Annotated in this window: 21 protein-coding genes; 9 read left to right on the top strand and 12 right to left on the bottom strand. The window is 73.0% G+C overall.

Translation table 11 applies throughout. The features are described 5' to 3' along the window. Window positions 1-25: 25 nt before the first annotated feature. The 3 genes from BSB02_RS28155 to BSB02_RS28145 all read right to left on the bottom strand — a co-directional run bounded on the left by BSB02_RS28155 (window position 26) and on the right by BSB02_RS28145 (window position 2730). The gene (locus BSB02_RS28155) at window positions 26-538 is read right to left on the bottom strand and encodes a GNAT family N-acetyltransferase (RefSeq protein ID WP_084963568.1); all 513 of its coding nucleotides are present in this window, start codon (window positions 536-538) and stop codon (window positions 26-28) included. A gap of 99 nt (window positions 539-637) precedes the next feature. Beyond that, complete coding sequence (locus BSB02_RS28150) at window positions 638-1774, bottom strand: hypothetical protein (RefSeq protein ID WP_143591239.1); 1137 nt, start codon at window positions 1772-1774, stop codon at window positions 638-640. Then, window positions 1771-2730 (bottom strand): hypothetical protein, encoded by a 960-nt coding sequence (locus BSB02_RS28145; protein WP_240506693.1) that lies wholly within the window; start codon window positions 2728-2730, stop codon window positions 1771-1773. Before BSB02_RS28145 ends, BSB02_RS28150 begins: the two co-directional genes overlap by 4 nt. Window positions 2731-3186: 456 nt before the next feature. On the opposite strand from BSB02_RS28145, the gene BSB02_RS28140 reads away from it, so the two are divergent. Beyond that, a complete protein-coding gene (locus BSB02_RS28140; protein WP_143591237.1) occupies window positions 3187-3432 on the top strand; it encodes a hypothetical protein in 246 nt (81 codons plus the stop codon). Window positions 3433-3641: 209 nt separating this feature from the next. Next, window positions 3642-4130, top strand: coding sequence for a class I SAM-dependent methyltransferase (locus BSB02_RS28135; protein WP_084963564.1), 489 nt, complete (start codon window positions 3642-3644; stop codon window positions 4128-4130). Here the strand turns inward: BSB02_RS28135 and BSB02_RS28130 are convergent. Both BSB02_RS28130 and BSB02_RS28125 read right to left on the bottom strand, forming a co-directional pair. Beyond that, the gene (locus BSB02_RS28130; protein WP_084963563.1) at window positions 4105-5769 is read right to left on the bottom strand and encodes a DUF885 domain-containing protein; all 1665 of its coding nucleotides are present in this window, start codon (window positions 5767-5769) and stop codon (window positions 4105-4107) included. The two genes, BSB02_RS28135 and BSB02_RS28130, sit on opposite strands and share 26 nt — an antisense overlap. 10 nt (window positions 5770-5779) lie before the next feature. Further along, complete coding sequence (locus tag BSB02_RS28125; RefSeq protein ID WP_084963562.1) at window positions 5780-6736, bottom strand: adenylate/guanylate cyclase domain-containing protein; 957 nt, start codon at window positions 6734-6736, stop codon at window positions 5780-5782. Between the two features lie 93 nt (window positions 6737-6829). Between BSB02_RS28125 and BSB02_RS28120 the strand changes: the two genes are divergently transcribed. The 3 genes from BSB02_RS28120 to BSB02_RS28110 all read left to right on the top strand — a co-directional run bounded on the left by BSB02_RS28120 (window position 6830) and on the right by BSB02_RS28110 (window position 9375). Next, window positions 6830-8110 carry a serine hydrolase domain-containing protein gene (locus BSB02_RS28120; protein ID WP_084963602.1) on the top strand — a complete coding sequence of 427 codons (1281 nt, stop codon included), beginning with the start codon at window positions 6830-6832 and terminating at the stop codon, window positions 8108-8110. A 67-nt stretch (window positions 8111-8177) separates the two neighbouring features. Continuing rightward, window positions 8178-8741 carry a DUF5709 domain-containing protein gene (locus BSB02_RS28115; RefSeq protein WP_084963561.1) on the top strand — a complete coding sequence of 188 codons (564 nt, stop codon included), beginning with the start codon at window positions 8178-8180 and terminating at the stop codon, window positions 8739-8741. A gap of 22 nt (window positions 8742-8763) precedes the next feature. Beyond that, window positions 8764-9375 carry a hypothetical protein gene (locus BSB02_RS28110; RefSeq protein ID WP_084963560.1) on the top strand — a complete coding sequence of 204 codons (612 nt, stop codon included), beginning with the start codon at window positions 8764-8766 and terminating at the stop codon, window positions 9373-9375. A gap of 68 nt (window positions 9376-9443) precedes the next feature. Here the strand turns inward: BSB02_RS28110 and BSB02_RS28105 are convergent, their stop codons facing one another. The 4 genes from BSB02_RS28105 to BSB02_RS28090 are packed head-to-tail and all read right to left on the bottom strand — an operon-like array spanning window position 9444 to window position 12594. Further along, window positions 9444-9938, bottom strand: coding sequence for a metallophosphoesterase family protein (locus BSB02_RS28105; protein WP_084963559.1), 495 nt, complete (start codon window positions 9936-9938; stop codon window positions 9444-9446). A 24-nt stretch (window positions 9939-9962) separates the two neighbouring features. After that, window positions 9963-10481 carry an isoprenylcysteine carboxyl methyltransferase family protein gene (locus BSB02_RS28100; RefSeq protein ID WP_084963558.1) on the bottom strand — a complete coding sequence of 173 codons (519 nt, stop codon included), beginning with the start codon at window positions 10479-10481 and terminating at the stop codon, window positions 9963-9965. Continuing rightward, window positions 10478-11524 carry a type III polyketide synthase gene (locus BSB02_RS28095; protein WP_084963557.1) on the bottom strand — a complete coding sequence of 349 codons (1047 nt, stop codon included), beginning with the start codon at window positions 11522-11524 and terminating at the stop codon, window positions 10478-10480. The genes BSB02_RS28100 and BSB02_RS28095 overlap by 4 nt, the downstream gene beginning before the upstream one ends. A gap of 20 nt (window positions 11525-11544) precedes the next feature. Beyond that, entirely contained in the window at window positions 11545-12594 is a 1050-nt protein-coding gene (locus tag BSB02_RS28090; protein WP_084963556.1) for an NAD-dependent epimerase/dehydratase family protein, read from the bottom strand. Between the two features lie 94 nt (window positions 12595-12688). Here BSB02_RS28090 and BSB02_RS28085 point away from each other — a divergent pair, with 94 nt between their 5' ends. After that, the gene (locus BSB02_RS28085) at window positions 12689-13195 is read left to right on the top strand and encodes a methyltransferase family protein (protein WP_084963555.1); all 507 of its coding nucleotides are present in this window, start codon (window positions 12689-12691) and stop codon (window positions 13193-13195) included. Here the strand turns inward: BSB02_RS28085 and BSB02_RS28080 are convergent. Beyond that, a complete protein-coding gene (locus BSB02_RS28080; protein WP_084963554.1) occupies window positions 13183-13611 on the bottom strand; it encodes a MerR family transcriptional regulator in 429 nt (142 codons plus the stop codon). The two genes, BSB02_RS28085 and BSB02_RS28080, sit on opposite strands and share 13 nt — an antisense overlap. A 46-nt stretch (window positions 13612-13657) precedes the next feature. Here BSB02_RS28080 and BSB02_RS28075 point away from each other — a divergent pair, with 46 nt between their 5' ends. Beyond that, window positions 13658-14254, top strand: a complete 597-nt coding sequence (locus BSB02_RS28075) for a class I SAM-dependent methyltransferase (RefSeq protein WP_084963553.1) — start codon at window positions 13658-13660, stop codon at window positions 14252-14254. Window positions 14255-14271: 17 nt separating this feature from the next. Here the strand turns inward: BSB02_RS28075 and BSB02_RS28070 are convergent, their stop codons facing one another. Both BSB02_RS28070 and BSB02_RS28065 read right to left on the bottom strand, forming a co-directional pair. After that, the gene (locus BSB02_RS28070; RefSeq protein ID WP_084963552.1) at window positions 14272-15444 is read right to left on the bottom strand and encodes an alpha/beta fold hydrolase; all 1173 of its coding nucleotides are present in this window, start codon (window positions 15442-15444) and stop codon (window positions 14272-14274) included. Window positions 15445-15590: 146 nt separating this feature from the next. After that, window positions 15591-15872, bottom strand: a complete 282-nt coding sequence (locus BSB02_RS28065; RefSeq protein WP_084963551.1) for a HesB/IscA family protein — start codon at window positions 15870-15872, stop codon at window positions 15591-15593. Between the two features lie 188 nt (window positions 15873-16060). Here BSB02_RS28065 and pgi point away from each other — a divergent pair, with 188 nt between their 5' ends. Both pgi and BSB02_RS28055 read left to right on the top strand, forming a co-directional pair. Then, window positions 16061-17680 (top strand): glucose-6-phosphate isomerase, encoded by a 1620-nt coding sequence (pgi, locus tag BSB02_RS28060; protein WP_084963601.1) that lies wholly within the window; start codon window positions 16061-16063, stop codon window positions 17678-17680. Window positions 17681-17758: 78 nt separating this feature from the next. Beyond that, complete coding sequence (locus BSB02_RS28055) at window positions 17759-19858, top strand: alpha-galactosidase (protein WP_084963550.1); 2100 nt, start codon at window positions 17759-17761, stop codon at window positions 19856-19858. The last annotated feature ends 24 nt before the right edge of the window (window positions 19859-19882 follow it).

Raw genomic sequence — 19882 nt, 5'->3', positions numbered from 1 at the left:
CGCCGCGGACGCCGGCGGGCCGTCCCTAGGGCGTCCCGTTGGCCCGCCGTACGCGCTTGACGAACACGCGGCACAGGTCGGGGATGCGTTCGACCCGCCCGTCGCGGTGGTAGACCTCCCGCCACGTGGCGAGCAGCTCCTCACGCCAGAGCCGGTAGCCCAGCCGTTCGTAGAAGGCGTGCAGGTGGCCCTCCTCCGGGCTGACGCCGAGGGCCACCCAGGAGCCGACCCGGCCGATCACGTCCTCGGCCGCGCGCACGAGCTCCGTGCCGATCCCGCGCCCGCGGTACGGCCGGGCCACCTCCAGGCGCGTGAGCAGCCGCACGTCGTCCAGGCCCTTGCGCAGGTCGGGCTCCTCGGGCGGGCCCAGCCAGACGTAGACGTGCCCGACGGGCCTGCGGTCGTTGAAGGCGACGAGCAGCATCCCGCGGCCCTCGTCCTGCTTGGCGAGATGCGTCCTGAAGTATTCGCGGTGCCCGAAAGCCTCGACTAACGCGGGCAGATCCGACTCCGAAGCCCGCCGAATCTGGACGCGCATGGCTTCTACGATCCGGGGGGCCCGGCGAAAGTCACAAGCGGGTCAAGGAAGTCTGTCAGCACCAGACGAAACATATGCCGATTTGTTGGCAAAACGGTGTCACATTTGTGACAGATGAGGATTTATGTGCTCGTGATCCGTCACACCCAGGCGGGCAAGCGCTTCCTTCCACCGCCGGACGGGCTTGAGCCTGTTGAGGAAGGCCCGCCACTCGTCCCTGTCGGCACGCCAGGCGGCCAGGTAGGCCACGCAGAGCTCGGGAGAGATCAGGTCCAGCCTGCCCCGGGCGGCGCGCAACGCATCCTGCATGCGTTGCCGCACATCCGGCGGTTCATCGCAGAACGGCACGCGGGTGAGGACATCGGTGATGAAGCGCTTCCTGCGCGCGAGGAACTCCGTCCAATGGCGCTCGTCCGCCTCCTGGAGCGTCTTTCCCTCGTCCAGCAGCCAGAAGACCCCTTCCGCCAGCACGTCTCCCAGCTCCTCCGCCCGCGCCCTGTCGGGGGTGCGAAAGGGGTCGTAGGGAGCCTGGAACACCTTCCCTGTCACGCCAAGCCGTCGCAGCTTCCTGGCCTCCAGCAGGTAGAACCAGTCCTCGTTGTAGATGGCGGGAAAGAACGAGGCGTCCTTGCCGGTCGCCACCGCCAGCGCTCCGCCGCCGACGAAGGACTGCTGGGGCCCCCCGACCGCCCGATATGCGTGGCACACCACGGAGTTGTCGGGGAAACCGTCGATGCGCATGCCGACCGCGCTGAAGTCGTCGTCCAGCAGCCCGGCGGCGCGGCGCAGATCCTCCGAGCTGTCGACCTCGATGTCGTCGTCGAGAAACAGGATGCGTTTCCACCTCAGCAGCCTGGCGAGCGCCAGGGCGACGTTGCGCTTGACGGAGGTGTCCTCGCGCCGCTCGAACCGGGTGCCGGCCAGCAGGTTGGTGGTCTGGAAGTCCGGCAGCGCGAGACGTCGCCGCTCGGGCACGTCGATCGCGACGATCTCCGCGCCCCAGTCGGCGAACTCGGTCATCCGCCGGGCACTGGTCCACCTCCCGCTGCACAGCACCACCAGGGGGCGGCGCAGGTCCGCCGCGAGCCCGACGACGTGTTTGAGCGCCATGGGCGGGCGGATGGTCGGCACGATGATGGCGTCGGGATCGACCGCGCCGGCCGGGGTCGCGAACCACAGCAGATGCTCGTGGGAGGCGTGATGGTCGGGGGAGACCCAGGGGCGGGGGCGCTTCACGGCGCCGGCCATTCGTGGAGCCGGTAGGACTCGACGGTCCAGTCGGGGGTCACCGTGACGTTGTTGACCACGAGCACCTTGGTCAAGACGGCGAAGGCGGGCTGGCCGGCGAACCGCTTGTGCAGGTATTCGGTGTTGCGGTCGCGGAACTTCCGGTCGGTCAGCGCCCGGACGGCGCCGTAGGTGCCGCGGCCGTACATGCCGTTGGCGATGGTGAGGGTCCGCTTGTGGTTGAGCGGGTTCGGGCCCCGGTAGAACAGCGCCACGTCCTCCTGCAGCCTGCCCTGCTCGTCGAGCCGCGGGTGGAAGCGCTCCTCGCCCACCTCGAAGTACGGGCCCTTCTCGCCCTCCCAGTCGTTGACCTGCCGCACCGGCAACTGGATCCGCTCCAGGATCATGGTCGTGGTGGTGTTCCAGTCCACGCCGCCGAGCAGGACGATGTGGTCGGTGAGGTTGTCGGGGGCGACCGTCTCGGTGGTTCTGAACCGCACGTAGCTCGTCGGATTGGTCGCGCGGATGTGGCCGAACAACTCGATCAGGGCGTCGGGGTCGGCGTAGTGGGACAGCTCGACGAAGTCGGGGCTGGCCCGGTCGGTGTATTTGGGATCGCCGAGCAGGGCCTTGGGCATCTTCGCGCAGATGATGGTGACCGTGTTGCCGTCGGGGAAGTGCCAGTACCCGGTGGGCGCGGACGCGGGGGAGGCATCCGTGGCGTCCCGTCCGCTCCGCAGTTCCTTCAGCTCCGTGAGCAGGCCGTCGCGCCGGCGCAGCTCGTCGGGCGTGAGCTCCGCGATCTCCAGGAGGCGCAGCGAGTCTCCCTGCAGCGAGCGGTCGGTGCAGAACAGCCTGGCGTAGGCCTCGAGGCGCTCGTCGGTGGGCGCCGCCGGGTCCTTGGTGGACTCCCAGGAGGACACCAGCGAGACGCTGAGCCCGCCGAGAGCCTTTCCCAGCTGCATCTGAGTGATCTTCTTTCCTGGCCATCGTCCGGTGCGAAGCGCTCTCAGCCGCCTCGCCAGAGCCTGTCCAGCCATGGTGCCGCCTTCCCTCGGGTTCCAGTATTCCACTGAAATTGGCTGAACGGCATGGAAATTTACCTGGTGGAGAGGTGCTTCGCCTGAAAGCCCTCATTCTAAGCAGAGGATCATGGCGTAGGGGCGGATTAAACGCAAGTCCTGCCGGGAATTCCTTTCACTGAAGCAACCTGACTTCAGGTGAAATTCCAGGAATTACAGTGAAATCGAGGCGACATGAAGCGCGACACGAAACAGGCACGTGCCCCGCCCGCCGGAGCGGGGGACGAGCAGGCACCTTCCGCGCATCACGCAGGCACTCCTGGAGGCCGGGGCAGACGATCACTGGGAGCGCCCGCACCTCGTCAGGCTCACCGGCGCCAACCCCCTCAGGAGCCACACATGCTCACTCTAGTCCTCTCCACCATGGTCACGGACGTGAAGCCCTCACCCGAGGGCGTGATGGCCGCGCGCGCGGTCTTCTCGCTGTTCGCCGTCATCGCCCTGTGGGCGCTCGGCTGCGCTCTGCGCACGCTCGCGAAGGCGGCCGGCCTGCTGGCCCGCCTCTTCCTCGTCCTGGTGGCCGCCGCCGCTCTCAGCGGCGCCGCCGTGGCGATCATCGCCCAGCTCCTCGTGGGCACAACCTGACCATGCATCCTGATCAGGCACCGCGAGATGGGCGCGACGGGGCGCCCATCTCCTGCAAGGGGCGCGTCGGCAGGGACGCAGGCACCCCCAGGCCGGGGCAAACGATCACCGGGAGTGCCCGCACTCGTCAGGCCCACCGGGCGTCACCGCCGCGGGCCGTCCTCGCACTGTAGTCCTCCGAGCCCGCCGCCGCGAGGGATGATGTCTCCATGACTGTTCCCGAGCGCCTGCGATGGGCCGTGGACCGGCTCGACGTCCGGCCCGGTGACCGGGTCCTGGAGGTCGGCTGCGGCGGCGGGGTGGCCGCCGAGCTCATCGCCGCCAGGCTCGAGACCGGGACGATCACCGCCATCGACCGGTCCGCCACGCAGATCGACCGGGCCCGCAAACGGGTCACTTCCCCCAGGGCCGCCTTCCACGTCGCCGCGCTCGAGGACTACGTCACCGACGAGCGCTACGACAAGATCCTGGCCGTCAACGTCAACCTCTTCTGGGTACGGTCACCCGCCCGCGAGCTGGACAGGATCCGGGAGCTCCTCGCACCCGGCGGCGCGCTGTCGATCTGCTACGAGCCGCCGGGCCGTACCGAGGAGATCGCCGGGAAGGTGACCGGGGCCCTGACCGAGAACGGCTACACGGCCACCGCCCTCGTCGAAGGCCCCTTCCTGTGTGTCAGGGCGCGGCCGTCCACTCCGTGATGATCTCCTCCAGCGTGTCCAGCGGGACGGACCCGTTGGACAGCACCTTGTCGTGGAACGTCCGGATGTCGAAACGGGGGCCCAGCGCGGCGGCGGCCTGCTCGCGCAGCGCCAGGATGCGCAGGCGGCCGATCATGTAGGCGAGCGCCTGCCCGGGCCAGGCGATGTAGCGGTCGATCTCGTTGACCACGTTCGTCTCCGACAGCGCGCTGTTGGCCAGCATGAACTCCACCGCCCGCGACCGCGGCCAGCCCAGGTGGTGCATGCCGGTGTCCACCACCAGGCGGCAGGCCCGCCAGGCGTCGAACGACAGCATGCCCAGGCGCTCCAGGTCGCCGCTGTACAGGCCCATCTCGTCGGCCAGGCGCTCGGTGTACAGGCCCCAGCCCTCGCCGTAGGCGGTGACGTGGCCGAAGCGGCGGAAGGCGGGCAGGCCGTGCAGCCTCTGGCCGACCGCCAGCTGCAGGTGGTGGCCGGGCACGCTCTCGTGGAAGGCGAGCGCCTCGTACTCGTAGCGGGCGCGCGAGGCCGGGTCGTAGGTGTTGATCCAGTGGATGCCCGGTCGGGAGCCGTCGGCGGCGGGCGGGGTGTAGTAGGCCAGCACCGAGTCCTTGGCGGCCAGCGCGGGGATCTCCCTGACCTCGCACGGGGCGATGTCGTAGGGCGGGAACCAGTCGCCCAGCGCGGCCTCGGCGCGGGCGAGCGCCTCGGTGGCGCTGGCGACGATCTGATCGGCGCTCTCGAACCGCAGCGACGGGTCCTCCCGCAGCCGCCGCATCACCTCGCCGGGGTCGGACACGCCCAGCGCCCGTCCGCCGATCTCGGCGAACTCCTCCCGCAGCCGGGCCAGCACGTCCAGGCCGATCCGGTGGATCTCCTCGGCGGTGAGGTCCGTGGTGGTGTAGTGCCGGATCGCCGCCTGGTAGCCCGCCGCGCCGCCGGGGACGTGGCGGATGCCGACGTGGTCGTCGTCGCGGGCGGCGGGCAGCAGTTCCTCGGCGAAAGCCGTACGCCAGCGGGCCAGGGCGGGCCGCACCCGGCCGGCGACGATCTCGGCCGCCTCGGCGCGCCAGGCGTCGTCGGGGGCGGGCTGCAGCAGCGGGTCGGCGTCCACGTCACTGGCCAGGTAGCCGTCGAGCTGGGCGATCGCCTGGCGCACGAGGCGGGCCACCTGGTGGCGGCCGTCGCGCCCGGCCTGGCGGTACCGCTCCAGCGCCGCGTCGAAGTAGCCCTCCAGCGCGCGCAGGCGGGTCAGGTAGTCGGCGGCGCGCTCCGGCGTGGTCAGCGGGGTGGAGGGCATCAGGCTCAGGACGGTCGTGTGCACGCCGGCGATCCCGGCCGTCACCCCGACCTCCGCCAGGGCGGCCTCCAGCATCGCCCGCTCGTCCCCGGCCAGGCGGGTGAGCATCGAGTGGGTGACGCGGTCCTGGCCGATCAGCTCCGCCGGGTCGAGGGCGGCCAGCTCCCGCCCGGTCTCCTCCAGCTCGGCGGCGCGCCGCCGGTCGCCCTCCCGGCTCGGGTCGCCCACCTGGTCGTCGTAGCCGGGGACGCCGTAGATGGTCGCGGTGAACGGCTCGGCTGCCATCTTCCGGTCGAAGTACCGCTCCGCGATCTTCGCGAGATCGTCGCTGATCGTCATGCGCCCCACCCTACGGCGATGATCTTTGCACGGTGAAGGGTGCCAGCTCGCCCAGCCCCCGCACGGTCAGGCGGTCGACCGCCCGCACCTGGAAGGCCTCGTCGCCGGCCAGCTCCTCGGCCATCGCCGGATCGGCCAGGATCGTGCCCGGGTGGGCCAGCGCGGTCAGGCGGCTGGCCAGGTTCACCGTTGTGCCGAACACGTCGCCCATGCGCGCGATCACGGGCCCGATGGCCAGCCCCACCCGCAGGTCGGGCATGCCCTTGACGCGCCGGTGGGTCTCCACCAGCCGCAGCCCGATCTCGGCCGCGTCGTGCGCCTTGTCGGCGCAGAACAGCACCGAGTCGCCCAGCGTCTTGACCACGCGGCCGCCGCCGGAGGTCACCACGTCGGCGGACCTGCCCTCGAACCGCTCCACCAGCCGTGCCAGCTCGGTCTCGGTGAGCTGGCGGCTGAGCCGGGTGAAGCCCACCAGGTCGGCGAACCCGATCGCCTGCCGTACGGCATGCGTGTCCTGGTCCACGAGCCGCCCGGCGGAGGCGGCCAGGTTGCGGCGCCAGGCGTAGACCATCAGCTGTTCGAGGTCGGGGACGACGCGCCGGGCCCGTCTGGCCCACGCGGCGGGCCGCCGGGCGATCGGCACCCCGGCCTGGTCGAGCATCTCGGCGCCGAGCTCGGCCTGGGACTCGGCGAGCCGGGCGGTGGCCCTGCCCAGGGACCTGGCCATGAGCAGCACGTGCTCCTCGTCGTAGACGCCCTCGCTGACCAGCGCCAGCATGGTCTTCAACGCCGCCACGTCGGCGTCGGTGAACTCCACCGCGTCGTCGGCCACGTTGGCGAAACCGAGCGCGCGCCAGTACCGCCGCGCCCGGTAGACCGGCACCCCGGCCATCTCGGCCACCTGATGGCTGGTGTACCGGCGCCGGTGCCCCATGAACGCCTCGGCGAGGCGATCTTCGAATGCCATGCCACCTGCCCGCTTCCCGGGTATGGGCGGCAACATAACACTATTTCGCCGGGCATCCCCCGGAATGCGGCCGCCGGCCCTAGGGTGCCGATCATGACGATCGCGCTGGCAGACCTCAGCAAACGATTCCAGGTGCCGGGAGCCTCCCTGGCCTACTGGCACGACGGGCGGCTCCACCAGGAGGTCACCGGCGTGCTCAACCTCGGCACCGGCGTCGAGACCACCCCCGACACGCTGTTCCAGATCGGCTCCATCACCAAGGTCTGGACCACCGTCCAGATCATGCTCCTGGCCGAGCAGGGCAGGCTCGACCTGGACGCCCCCGTGGCGCAGATCCTCCCCTCGATCGGCAGGGGCGTGACGATCCGCCACCTGCTCACCCACACCAGCGGCATCGACGGCGACTTCTTCCACGACACCGGCCGCGGCGACGACTGCCTGGCGCGCTACGTCGAGGACGCCGGGGACCTGGCCGCCACGCATCCGCCCGGCGCGGCCCACTCCTACTGCAACGCCGGCTTCGTCGTCGCCGGGCGCATCGTGGAGGTCGTCACCGGCCGGGCGTGGGACGCCGCGCTGCGCGAGCAGGTCGTCGAGCCCCTGGGGCTCACCCACACCTGGACGCTGGCCGAGGACGTGATCCGCTTCCGCGCGGCCCTGGGGCACCTCGGCGAGCCGGGCCGGACGCCCGAGCCCTCGCCGCGGTGGGGGCTCATGCGCTCGGTCGGCCCGGCCGGGCTGATCTGCTCGACGGCCGCCGACGTGGTGCGCTTCGGCCGCTCCTTCCTGGAGGGCACGCTGCTGCGGCGCTCCAGCGTCGAGGAGATGGCCCGCCCGCACGTGGAGCTGCCGGAGCGGACCCTCGGCACCCACTGGGGGCTGGGCTGGATCCTGGACACCTGGGACGGCAGGGCGGTCTGGACGCACGGCGGCAACACCGTCGGGCAGGCGGCGATGCTGTGGGTGCTGCCCGACACCGGCACGACCGTCGCCGTCCTGGCCAACGGCGGCAACACCCGCGCGTTCTTCCAGGAGCTGGCAGAGGAGCTGTTCCCGCGCCTGGCCGGGGTGCGCCCGCCCGCCGCCCCGCGCCCGCCCGCCGAGCCGTTCCCCGCCGGCGGCCGCCACGACGGCGTCTACGAGCGCACCGGGGTGCGCATCACGCTGTCAGGCACCCGCATGACGGTGGAGAACACCGGCCCGCTGACCGACCTCGCCTCGCCCATGGCCTTCGACCTGGTCTTCGAGGACGAGGGCCACGCCCTGGCCAGGCGCGAGGGCGATCCGGTCTGGCATCGCGTGGTCTTCTTCACGCTCGGGAACGGCACGCCGTACGTCTATTTCGGCCTGCGCGCCACCCCCAGGCGGAGCTGACGCCACGGCCGGGCGTTATCCCCCAGACGAAGGGGGCAGCGGACGCGGGGAGAGGAGGGAAGCCGTGATGAGCGAGAACAGACCGGAGCACGATCCGCGCTCCCGATTCGAGGACGAGGGGATCCCCGACCTGCAGGACGGCACGCCGCAGCAGCAGTGGGCCGTCGACCCGCAGGAGGCGCCGCTGCCGGCCGACGAGCCGACGGCGGTCGACGACTACGGGACCACGGTCGACGAGCAGATCCAGGGCGAGCCGCTCAACAGCCGCCTGGACCGTGAGGAGCCGGAGGAGCAGCCGGTCTTCGGGGGCGGGGAGGAGCCGGGCGGCATGCCCGAGCAGGCCTTGGAGGAGCCGGAGGAGCCGCCGCTGACCGAGACCGGCGGCCTGGGCGTCGGCTCCGACCTCGACACCGAGCGGGAGCCGGACGCCGGCGTCGGCCAGGACTGGCCGGCCCAGCCGGAGGAGCCCTCCGGGCAGGTCTGGGGGGAGCCTCGACCGGCCGGCCGGCTGGTCGCGCCGGACGAGGGCGGACGCGCCGACACCGAGCCGGACGAGGTCGCCCGGGAGGTCGGGCCGGACGCCGGCGGCTACTCCGCCGAGGAGTCCGCCATGCGGGTCGAGCCCGAGTAGCGAGCCGGAAGAGGAGCAACCCGTGACCAGTGAACAGGACCGCTCGGACCAGGAGCGCGAGGAGCGCCGCGAGCGGGACAGGGGCACGACCTTCGACGCCGGCCTGCACAACATGGGCGGCGACGTCGGGCCCGCGTCCATCCGCGGCTCGAACCTCGGGCCCGGCCAGCGGGCCGGCGACGACGCCGAGCCCAAGAGCGGCTACGCCCGCCCCATGGGCAACGTCACGGGCCGCGACGACGAGGTTCCCGCGACGGCCGGGTCGGACGAGAAGGCCGTGGCGGCCAGGACCGACGAGATCGACCACGCCGACGCGGCCGGTCCGAGCCCGCACCCGACGCCGCCGCAGGACCGCGAGGCCCGGCGCGAGACGCAGGGCGAGGGCGGCGATCCGGGGTTCCGGGTCCGCGGCCCCGTGGACGAGGACCGCCACGGCGAGATCGTGGAGGAGGGCACGGCGGTCACCGGCGCCTCCCGGCCGGGCACGGCCGGTGCCACGGGAGCCGGGGAGCACGTCTCGGCCGACGTGGACTGGGTGCCCTCCGACGAGGACGACCCGGACGCCGGTTCGGGCCGCACCGACGCCGACGACGGCGGCTACCTGCCCGGCGAGGGCATGGGCCGCCCGTACTAGCCCGTATCGGCCCCGTAGCGGCGGGCCGCGTCCAGCGGGCCGGGTCCACTGGGCCGGATCTACCGGATCTATCGGGCCGGGTCGGTGACCGGGACGATCGCCGCCTCGACGAGCCGGCCGTGCTCGATGGTCAGCACGCCGATCGTCCCGTACGGCTGGCGCCGCCGGTCGGTCGGCGAGCCGGGGTTGAAGATCCGCAGGCCGTCGCCGCTCTCGTCCAGCGGGATGTGCGAGTGGCCGAACACCACGAGCCCGGCCCGGGGGAAGCGGCGGCGCATCCGCGCGAGCCGCCCTCGGGCCGGCCCGCTGTCGTGGATCATCCCGACCCGCAGCCCCTCCAGCTCCAGCTCCAGCGTCTCGGGGGCGTCGAGATCAGGCTCGTCGTTGTTGCCCCTGACCACGTGGACCGGCGCGTAGGCGGCCAGCTCCGCCGGCACCGACGGCACGCACACGTCGCCCGCGTGCAGGATCACGTCCGCGTCGCGCAGGTGCGCGGCCACGCGGGGCGGGCAGGAGCGCCAGCGGCGCGGCGCGTGGGTGTCCGACAGGACGACGGCTTTCATGCGGCGGCTCTCATACGGCGGCCTTCATGCGGGGTCTCCCGTGGTCTCCAGGGCGGCGTTCTCCACCCTGATCCGCACCGTCAGCAGCACCGCGTTGGCCACGTTGAACACGAGCGCCGTCAGCCACGCCGTGTGCACCAGGGGCAGCGCGATGCCCTCCGCGACCACCGCCACGTAGTTGGGGTGCCGCAGCCACCGGTACGGTCCCCGGTGCACCAGCGGCAGCCCGGGGACGACGACCACGCGGGTGTTCCACTGGCGGCCCAGCGTGGCGATGCACCACCAGCGCAGGGCCTGGGCGAGCACGACGACCGCGAGCATGCTCCAGCCGAGGGCGGGCAGGAACGGCCGGCCCAGCAGCCAGACCTCCAGCGGGGCGGCGACCAGCAGCCCGGCGTGGGCCAGCACCATCCACGGGTAGTGCCCCCTGCCGTACTCCCGGCCGCCCAGGCTCCGCGCCCAGGCCAGGTGGCGGCGCGACAGCACCAGCTCGGCCCCCCGTTCGGCGGCCACGAGCGCGATGAGCAGGGCGTAGGCGCTCACCAGGCCATCAGCACCAGCTCGGCGGAGAAGCCGGGGCCCAGCGCGAGCAGCAGCGCCGGCTCGCCGGGGGCGGGCCGGCGCCGGGCGAGGTGCTCCTCCAGCACGTTCAGGACCGACACCGACGACAGGTTGCCCACCTGCTGCAGCGACTGCCAGGTCAGGTCCAGCTCGCCGTGGCGCAGGTCGAGCGAGTCGGCGATGGTGTCGATGACCTTGGGGCCGCCTGGATGGCACACCCACGAGGTCACCTGCTCGGGGGCCAGGCCGTGGTCGGACAGGAAGCCCTTGACGTCGTCGGCCAGGGTGGCGGCCACCTGGTCGACCAGGTCGGCGGCCAGCACGATGCGGAAGCCGGACCCGCCCACGTCCCAGCCCATGAGGCGCTCGGTGCCCGGGTACAGGCGGCTGCGGGTGGCCACGACCCGCGGTCCCCGGCCCGCGCCGGTCCGCCGGTCGCCGAGGGCCGCGACCGCGGCGGCGCCGTCGCCGAACAGGCCGCTGGCCACGACGTTCGCGATCGAGGTGTCGTCACGCTGCATGGTCAGCGAGCACAGCTCCACGCACAGCAGCAGGCCCGCCTGATCGGGCCAGCCGCGCAGGTAGTCGTGGAGCCTGGCGAGCCCGGCCGCGCCCGCGGCGCAGCCCAGCCCGAAGATCGGCACGCGCTTGACGTCCTCGCGCAGGCCGACGCGCTGGGCGAGGCGGGCGTCCAGGGACGGCGTGGCCACGCCGGTGGAGGAGCAGAACACGAAGTGGTCGACCTCCTGCGGGGCGAGGCCGGCCTCCTCCAGCGCGGCCCGGATGGCCTTCTCGCCCAGGTCGAGCGCCGCGGTGACGTAGGCGTCGTTGGCCTCGCCGAAGTCGTCCAGCCTGCCGTACTCCTCCAGCGGCAGTGCCAGGTGCCGGCCGCGCACCCGCGTCGCGGCGTGGAAGCGGCGCAGCTGCTCGGCGTCGGCGTCGGTCCACTCGGCGACCGCCTCGGTGATCCGGCCCTGCTCGTAGCGGTGCTCGGGAAGGACCGTCCGGACTGCCTCGATGCGCATGAGTCCGCTCCCGGGGTGGCTCAGGGCCGCCGGCCGACGCCGGTCAGGAACTCGCGGATCCTGGCCGGGCCGCTGGTGCGGGCCGACAGCGGCGGGGTCTGCATGTCCTCGGCCGAGCGCATGCCCTCCAGCAGTTCCTGGACCGCCTCGACGGCCGTGTAGGCGGGCGTCCAGCCCAGCTCGGTGTGCGCGCGGGTGGTGTCCATGATCGGCAGGTTGAGTACCATGTCGACCAGGTCCGGTGAGGCGGGCACCAGGTGCAGCCGCCAGGCCGCCGCGGCGGCGCCGTGCAGCATCCAGCCCGGCACCGGCACCAGGCGCGCGCCCAGCAGCTCGGCCAGGGTGCGGGGCTCGATGACCGGGTCGGCGGCGACGTTGAAGGCCCCGGAGACCTCCTTGGTGACGGCCAGCCGGTACGCCTGGCCCATGTCGTCGGCGTGCAGGGCCTGCAGCCGCAGCCGGGGGTGGTCGGGGACCACCGGGATCAGGCCGGGACGCACCAGGCGCTCGGGCACGAACGGCCCGGCGAACAGCCGCCGCTGCTCGGTGGCCGACTCGCGCTTGAACACGAAGCCGGGGCGCAGCCGTACCACGCGGACACCGGGGTTGTCGCGCTCGAAGGTGTCCAGCGCGCGCTCCACGTACGCCTTCTCGCGCCCGTAGGCGGCCTTCGGCCAGCCGTGGGTGGGCCAGTCCTCGGTGACGGGCCGGTCCTTGGGGCCGGGGGAGTACGCGCCCACGGAGGAGGCGTACACCAGCACGGGCACGCGGGCCTTGGCCACCGCCGCGAAGACGCGCAGGCTGCCGAGCACGTTCGCCCGCCAGGTCGTCAGCGGGTCGCGGGTCGGCTGGAACAGCCAGGCCAGGTGCACGACCGCGTCCGCGCCCTCCAGGTGCGGGGCCGGGTCGCCGGTGGCGACGTCGAGGGTCCGCCAGGTTGTCTTGTCGGGGTGCCAGTCGGGCGTGCGGCGGGCCAGCCCCAGGATCGAGGTGACGCCGGGGTCGGCCGCCAGCGCGGACACCACGCTGGTGCCGACGTTGCCGGTGGCGCCGATGACGACTACTCGCATTGGCGTCCGCTGCCCAGCCGCCTGCCTCCCAAACCGGGCGTCGAACCGGGTGGCGAGCATTGACCGTCACCTTAATTCATTACATGATGAATTTATGCGGAAGCCGGTGGCCGCCCTCGGGTCGGCGGTCTTCTTCCTGGCGGGACCGGGCACCGTGGCGGGGCTGGTGCCGTGGCTGCTGACGCGCTGGGAGGTGCTCGACCCGCTGCCCGCGTGGGTGATGATCCCGGCGCGCGTGACGGGCGCGGTGCTGCTGCTGGCGGGCCTGGCCGGGCTGGTCGACGCCTTCGTGCGCTTCGCGGCCGAGGGGCTGGGCACGCCGGTGCCGGTCGCGCCGCCCGAGCGGCTCGTCGTCGGCGGGGCGTACCGTCACGTCCGCAACCCGATGTACGTGTCCGTCTTCGCCGCGCTGCTCGGCCAGGCCCTGCTGCTGGGGCAGGCGTCCGTCCTGGTCTACATGCTGGTGCTGTTCGTGCCGGTGTGGGCGTTCGTCCACTGGTACGAGGAGCCGGCCCTGCGCAGGCGCTTCGGGGCCGACTACGACAGGTACCGCTCGCAGGTGCCCGGCTGGTGGCCCCGGCTGCACCCCTACGAGGGGTGATGCTCGGCGGCGATCTGCTCGAACGGCGTGCCGTCGACCATGCGGTCCAGCAGCCCGACCATCACCGGGCACTCGCGGGCCGGATGCTCGGCCGGGCAGTCCCGGGCGTGGACCAGGAAGTCACGGGCGCCGCGGGCGCGGGCGATGAGCTCGTCGAGCGCGGCGATCTGCTCCTCCAGCCCCTTGCGCCACCGCTCGCCGGGCGCGTCGAGCACCTCGCCGGCGGCCTGGAGGGGGATGCCCAGCCGCTGGGCGATCTGGAGGAAGGCCAGGCGCCGCAGCTCCTGCCTGCCGTACACCCGCCTGCCGCCGACCCGGCCCGCCGGGCGCACCAGGCCCCTCTCGTCGTAGTAGCGCAGGGTCGAGGGGGCCAGGCCGAGCCGCCGGGCCGCCTCGCCGATGGGAAGCCGTTCCATTCCTCCATTTGACTTCAAGTCGGCTTGAACCGCTTTGCTGGAAGGCATGGAGATCACATCGTGGGCCGTCGACCGGCCCATACGTTCGCAGGCGGCGCTCCCGCACGGCCCTTTGGGGCGGCTCATGGGGCGCGTGATGCTGTGGACCAACCGTCAGGAGGAGGTCCTGCGCCTGCTGCGGGTGGAGCCCGGGCAGGAGGTGCTGGAGGTCGGGTACGGCCCAGGCGGGCTGGTCAGGCTGCTGAGGGGCACCGGAGCCGGGCGGATCTGCGGCGTGGACCCCTCGCCGGACATGCGGGCCATGGCCATGCGGCAGGCCGACGAGCGCGTGGAGCTCAAGGTCGGCACCGCGGAGGACACCGGCTACCCGCCCGGCAGCTTCGACCGCGTGGTGTCGGTCAACAACGCCCCGCTGTGGCCGGACCTGGAGGCCGGGGTGCGGGAGCTGCGGCGGGTGCTGCGGCCCGGAGGGCTGGCGGTGATCGCCTGGCACGGCGGGACGCGCCCGTCGCGGCTGGACAGGCGGCTGCGGCTGCCGGAGGACAAGCTGGCGAGGATCGAGCGGGCGCTGGGCGAGAGCTTCGGCTCGGTCCGCCGCGAGGAGCTCACCACGCTGACCGCCTTCGTCGCGACCGCGACGTAGCGCTTGACGGTCCGGGCTCAGCGGTCCAGGAAGGCGCGCAGGACCTTCAGGTACGGCTCCCGCTGGTCCCGGTAGCTGTCGTGCCCGGCGCGGGGCAGCTCGGCCACCGTGGCGTGGGGCAGGGCGGCGCGGTACTCGTCGGCGGCCGCGGTCAGCGGGTCGCACGCGCCGCGGATGATCAGCGCGGGCACGGGCGTGCGCGCGAGGCCGGAGGCGACCCAGCCGGGGGTGGGGCGGCGCAGGAGCGTCGCCAGGCCGCCCGCGCCCGGGGCCACCCGCACGGTCGCGCCCGGGCAGTGGAGGGTGGGCCAGGCCAGGCGGTTCCAGGCGTCCTGGCGGGCGTCCAGCTCGGCGTCGCCGGCGAAGGAGCGCAGGGCCGCGGCGTCGGTCCTGGCCAGCGTCTCGATGACCAGCGAGCGCGGGTGAAGGGCGGAGACGGTCAGGCGGCGGGCGTCGAGCCGGGACAGGGCGGCCGTGGCCGGGGGCGTGCGCAGCCCGGTGGGTGAGGAGAACACCGCCTTCACCACACGATCCGGATATTTCGCGATATAAGCGGCGGCGAGTTGGGCGCCGGCCGAGTGCCCGACGAGCACCACGCGCGGGGCGCCGATCGCCTGCCGTACCGCCTCCAGGTCGGCCACGTCGCGCTCCAGGCCGTAGCCGCGCGGGTCGGCCAGCCGCGCCGAGCGGCCGGTGCCGAGCCGGTCGTACAGGTAGACGACGTGACGGTCCCGGCGCAGGACCCCGAAGACGGCGGAGTCGCCCGCGAGGTCCGGCCGCCCGTGCAGGACGATGACCGGCTCCGGGCGCGGGCCGGCGTCGGGCGCGTGGCGCAGGTAGGCCAGGCGCGAGCCGGTCGGCAGCACCCACTCCCGCTGGCCCGGGACCTCGGGCAGGGGACCCGCCGGTGCGGCGGGGGGGAGGGTCGCGGCCGTGGCCTTCCAGACGACCAGGCCCGCGGCGCCCAGCACGGCCAGCGCCCGCAGGCCGCGCGGGAGCGGGCGGGAGGGGCGCGGCAGGCACAGCAACAGGCCCAGCAGGCAGATCGCGCCGAAGACGGCCAGCCCGGCGACGGTGAAGAAGGCCGGATCGCCGGTCAGCGAGGTCGTGCCGGCGAGCGTGGCCAGCCCGAGCACCGGCGCGAGCGCCAGCACCCCTAATCCGGCCAGGCAGCGCAGGAGGGTGCGCATGTGGCGAAACTACCGCGTCTGTCCTGTCATGCCGGGAAATTCCGGGCGTTACCGCCCCTCGTGCCGCCCTGTGCCGGCCGGCACGGCGGGAGCCGTACCGGCCGGCACGAGGCTCTCCGGGTCACCCCCGAGTCACATGACAGGGCTCACTGCTCGCTCAGCGTGAAGGACACGGAGCCCCGGGCGTCGGAGCCGGCGTCCAGCTGCTTGTCCTCCAGGACGGCCGCGGCCGTCTGGTCGAGGTAGACGCGCGCCCCTTCATGCTCGACGACCTGGTCGGCGGGCTCGGGCCCGTCGGCGATGGACAGCACCAGCGAGGCGGCGTCCTGGGTGTTGGCCGAGATGCGGATGCCGCTGTTGCCGGGCTGCGGCGAGCCGGCGGTCAGGTCGCGGATGGCCTGGGCGGCGTTCGGTGTCAGGGTGAGCACGGCGGCTCCTCCTCCCTGTCGACGTTCAAAGCCGCTGCCATTCCCCCACAGGGGCGAGCCAATCCTCTTGCGGAGACTTCGTGACCCGTGTCACCCAGCGGGCGATCTTCACGGGCCCGGCGTGGCAGAGTGACGGTGGCCTACCCGTTGGGTAAGGCGATAGGGGATATGGAGGAATCGTGGCCGACATGACGCAGACCCCCGAGTGGGCGGCACTGAACAAGCATTACGAGGACATCGCGGGACGCCACCTGCGCGAGCTGTTCGCCGAGGACCCCGGGCGCGCCGAACGGATGAGCCTCACCGCGGGCGAGCTGTACCTGGACTACTCCAAGCACCGCGTCACCGACGAGACCGTGCGCCTGCTGGTGGCGCTCGCCGAGCGCGCCGGGCTGCGCGAGCGGATCGAGGCGATGTTCGCCGGCGAGCACATCAACGTCAGCGAGGACCGGGCGGTGCTCCACGTGGCGCTGCGGCTGCCGCGCGAGGCCCGGCTGGTTGTGGACGGGCAGGACGTGGTCGCCGACGTGCACGCCGTACTGGACAAGATGAGCGACTTCGCCACGCGGGTGCGTGAGAAGCAGTGGCGCGGCCAGACCGGGCAGCCGATCTCGACCGTGGTGAACATCGGCATCGGCGGCTCCGACCTGGGCCCGGCCATGGCCTACGAGGCGCTGCGCGACTACGCCGACGCCGGGATCGGCGCGCGGTTCGTGTCCAACATCGACCCGGCCGACATCCTCGGCACGCTGCGCGACCTGGACCCGGCCACGACGCTGTTCGTGATCAGCTCCAAGACGTTCACCACGCTGGAGACCCTCACCAACGCCCGCGTGGCCAGGGACTGGCTCGTCGGCGCGCTCGGCGAGCAGGCCGTCGCCAAGCACTTCGTGGCCGTGTCCACCAACGCCGGCAAGGTCGCCGAGTTCGGCATCGACACGGCCAACATGTTCGAGTTCTGGGACTGGGTCGGCGGGCGCTACTCCTACGACGCCGCCATCGGCCTGTCGCTGATAATCGCCGTCGGGCCCGAGCGCTTCCGCGAGATGCTCGCCGGGTTCCACGCCGTCGACGAGCACTTCCGCACCGCCCCCTTCGAGGCCAACATGCCGGTCCTGATGGGGCTGCTGGGCATCTGGTACGCCGACTTCTTCGGGGCCGAGACGCGGGCCGTCCTGCCCTACAGCCAGCGCCTGCACCGCTTCCCCGCCTACCTGCAGCAGCTGACGATGGAGTCCAACGGCAAGTCGGTCAAGGCCGACGGCACGCCGGTGACGGCGCCGACCGGGGAGATCTTCTGGGGCGAGCCCGGCACCAACGGGCAGCACGCCTTCTACCAGCTGCTGCACCAGGGCACGCGGCTGGTCCCCGCCGACTTCATCGGCTTCGCCGAGCCGTTCGAGGACCGGGCGGGGATGCACGACCTGCTGACGGCGAACCTGCTGGCGCAGACCTCGGCGCTGGCGTTCGGCAAGACGGCCGAGGAGATCGCCGCCGAGGGCACGCCCGAGGCGATCGTGCCGCACAAGGTCATGCCCGGCAACCGGCCGACCTCCACCATCCTGGCCCCCAAGCTGACGCCCGGCACGCTGGGGCAGCTGGTGGCCCTCTACGAGCACGTGGTGTTCGTCGAGGGGACGATCTGGGGGATCGACTCGTTCGACCAGTGGGGCGTGGAGCTGGGCAAGAAGATGGCGCTCGACCTGGCGCCCGCGCTGACCTCGCAGGAGCCCGTCGCCTCCTTCCCCGACCCGTCCACGGCCCGCCTCGTCGCCCGCTACCGCGCCCTGCGCGGCCGCGCCGTCTGACACCCCCGCCCGTCGTCCTCCTCGCGCCCTCCGGAGGACGGCGGCGCGCCACGCCCCCACCCCCGAAGGGACCCCGCCATGCCCGTCGTCGCCGTCCAGGGCCGTGACCACACCTGGGCCCTCCACACGCCCCGCACCACCTACGTCCTGTCCGTCGAGCAGGGCGAGGAGGCCCGCGTGGTGCAGTGGTACTGGGGCCCGCGCCTGCCCGACGAGGCGGCGGCCGAGGTGACGCGCGCCCGCCCCTGGCGCATGGAGACCGTCTTCTCCGCCGACGGCGACCTGGCCGAGGCCCTGCCCGTGGACGGCGGCCGCCGGTGGGGCGTGCCCTCCCTGCAGGCGGTCTACGAGGGCGGTGTCCGCTCGGTGGAGCTGGCCTTCGCCTCCGCCCAGGTCCGTGGCGGCGAGCTGGACATCGCCCTCCACGACCCCGGGTACGGCCTGCGCGTCACCCTCCACCTGCGCGTCCACGACGACACCGACGTCATCGAGCGCCGCACCACCGTCACCGCGACCAAGGGCCCGGTGGAGCTGCGGCGCCTGGACTCGGCCAGCTGGCTCGTCCCCGAGCAGGCCGGCCACGCCTACTCGGCGGTGGCCGGCGGCTGGGGCCGCGAGACCCAGCCGCAGCGCGGCGTCCTGCCGGTGGGCGAGACGACCTTCACCAGCCGCACCGGCGCCACCTCGCACTCCGCCAACCCGTGGATCATGATCGGCGAGGCCGCCGAGCGCCACGGCCGGCTGTGGAGCGTGGCCCTGGCCTGGAGCGGGTCGTGGCGGCTGACCGCCCAGCGCCGCCCGGAAGGCGACCTCGCGGTCACCACGGGCTTCGGCCACGAGGGCCTGTCGTGGCGGCTGGAGCCCGGCGAGTCGCTGGAGACGCCGCTCTCGCTGGGCCTGATGTCCGACGGCGGGTACGGCGGCGCCAGCCACGCCTGGCACGACTACGCTCTGCGCCACGTCCTGCCGTACCCGGAGGAGGTGCGCCCGGTCCTGTACAACTCCTGGGAGGCCACCTGGTTCGACGTCACCGAGGAGGGCCAGCTCGACCTCGCGCGCCGCGCCGCCGAGCTGGGCGTGGAGCTGTTCGTCGTGGACGACGGCTGGTTCGGCGCCCGCACCGGCGACACCAGGGGCCTGGGCGACTGGTGGCCCAACCCCGAGCGCTTCCCGCACGGCATGGGCCGCCTCTTCGACACCGTCCGCGAGCTGGGCATGAAGGCCGGGCTGTGGGTGGAGCCGGAGATGGTCAACCCCGACAGCGACCTGTACCGCGAGCATCCCGACTGGGTGCTGCACTACCCGGGCCGCCGCCGCGACACCGCACGCAACCAGCTCGTGCTGAACTTCGCCCGCGACGACGTGCGCGAGTGGGCGCTGGGCTGGCTGGACGGCCTCGTGGGCGACCACGGCCTGGAGTACCTCAAGTGGGACATGAACCGCAGCTTCAGCCAGGCCGGCTGGGCCGAGCGGGGCGACTGGCTGTGGATCGGGCACACGAGGGGCGTCTACGCCGTGATGGACGAGCTGCGCCGCCGGCATCCCGCCCTGCGGATCGAGTCGTGCTCGGGCGGCGGCGGGCGCGTGGACTTCGGCGTGCTGCGCCGTACCGACCAGGTGTGGACCTCCGACAACACCGACGCCCGCGACCGGCAGCGCATCCAGGACGGCTTCTCGCAGCTGTACCCGGCGCGGGTCATGTCCTGCTGGGTGACCGACAGCCCCAACCCGATCACCGGCAGGCGGGTGCCGCTGGGCTACCGCTTCCACGTCGCCATGGCCGGGGTCCTGGGCGTGGGCGGGGACCTGCGCGAATGGACGCCGCAGGAGCTGGCCGAGGCCGGGGAGCACATCGCCGCCTACAAGCGGATCAGGCGGACCGTGCAGCACGGGCGGCTGGACCGGCTCGGCGGCAGGCCGGGCCTGGAGGCGTCGGCCGTGCAGTACACCCTGGACGACCAGGTCGTGGTGCTGGCCTACAACCCCTTCACCGAGGACCGGCAGGGGCCGTGGCGGCTGCGCCTGGCCGGGCTCGACCCCGAGGCCCGCTACGCGGCCGAGGACGGGACCGTCTGGCACGGCCGCACGCTCACCGACCACGGCATGGCCGTTCCGGTGTGGGCCGAGCGCGGCGCGGACTACCGCAGCGCGCTCATCGTGCTGACGCGAGTCCGCTGAACTGGACTTCCAGCCGGGCGTGCG

This window comes from Thermoactinospora rubra (genome assembly GCF_002093975.1).
In the GTDB taxonomy this organism is placed as follows: domain Bacteria; phylum Actinomycetota; class Actinomycetes; order Streptosporangiales; family Streptosporangiaceae; genus Nonomuraea; species Nonomuraea rubra_A.
This window is presented reverse-complemented; position numbering and strand designations above follow the sequence as displayed.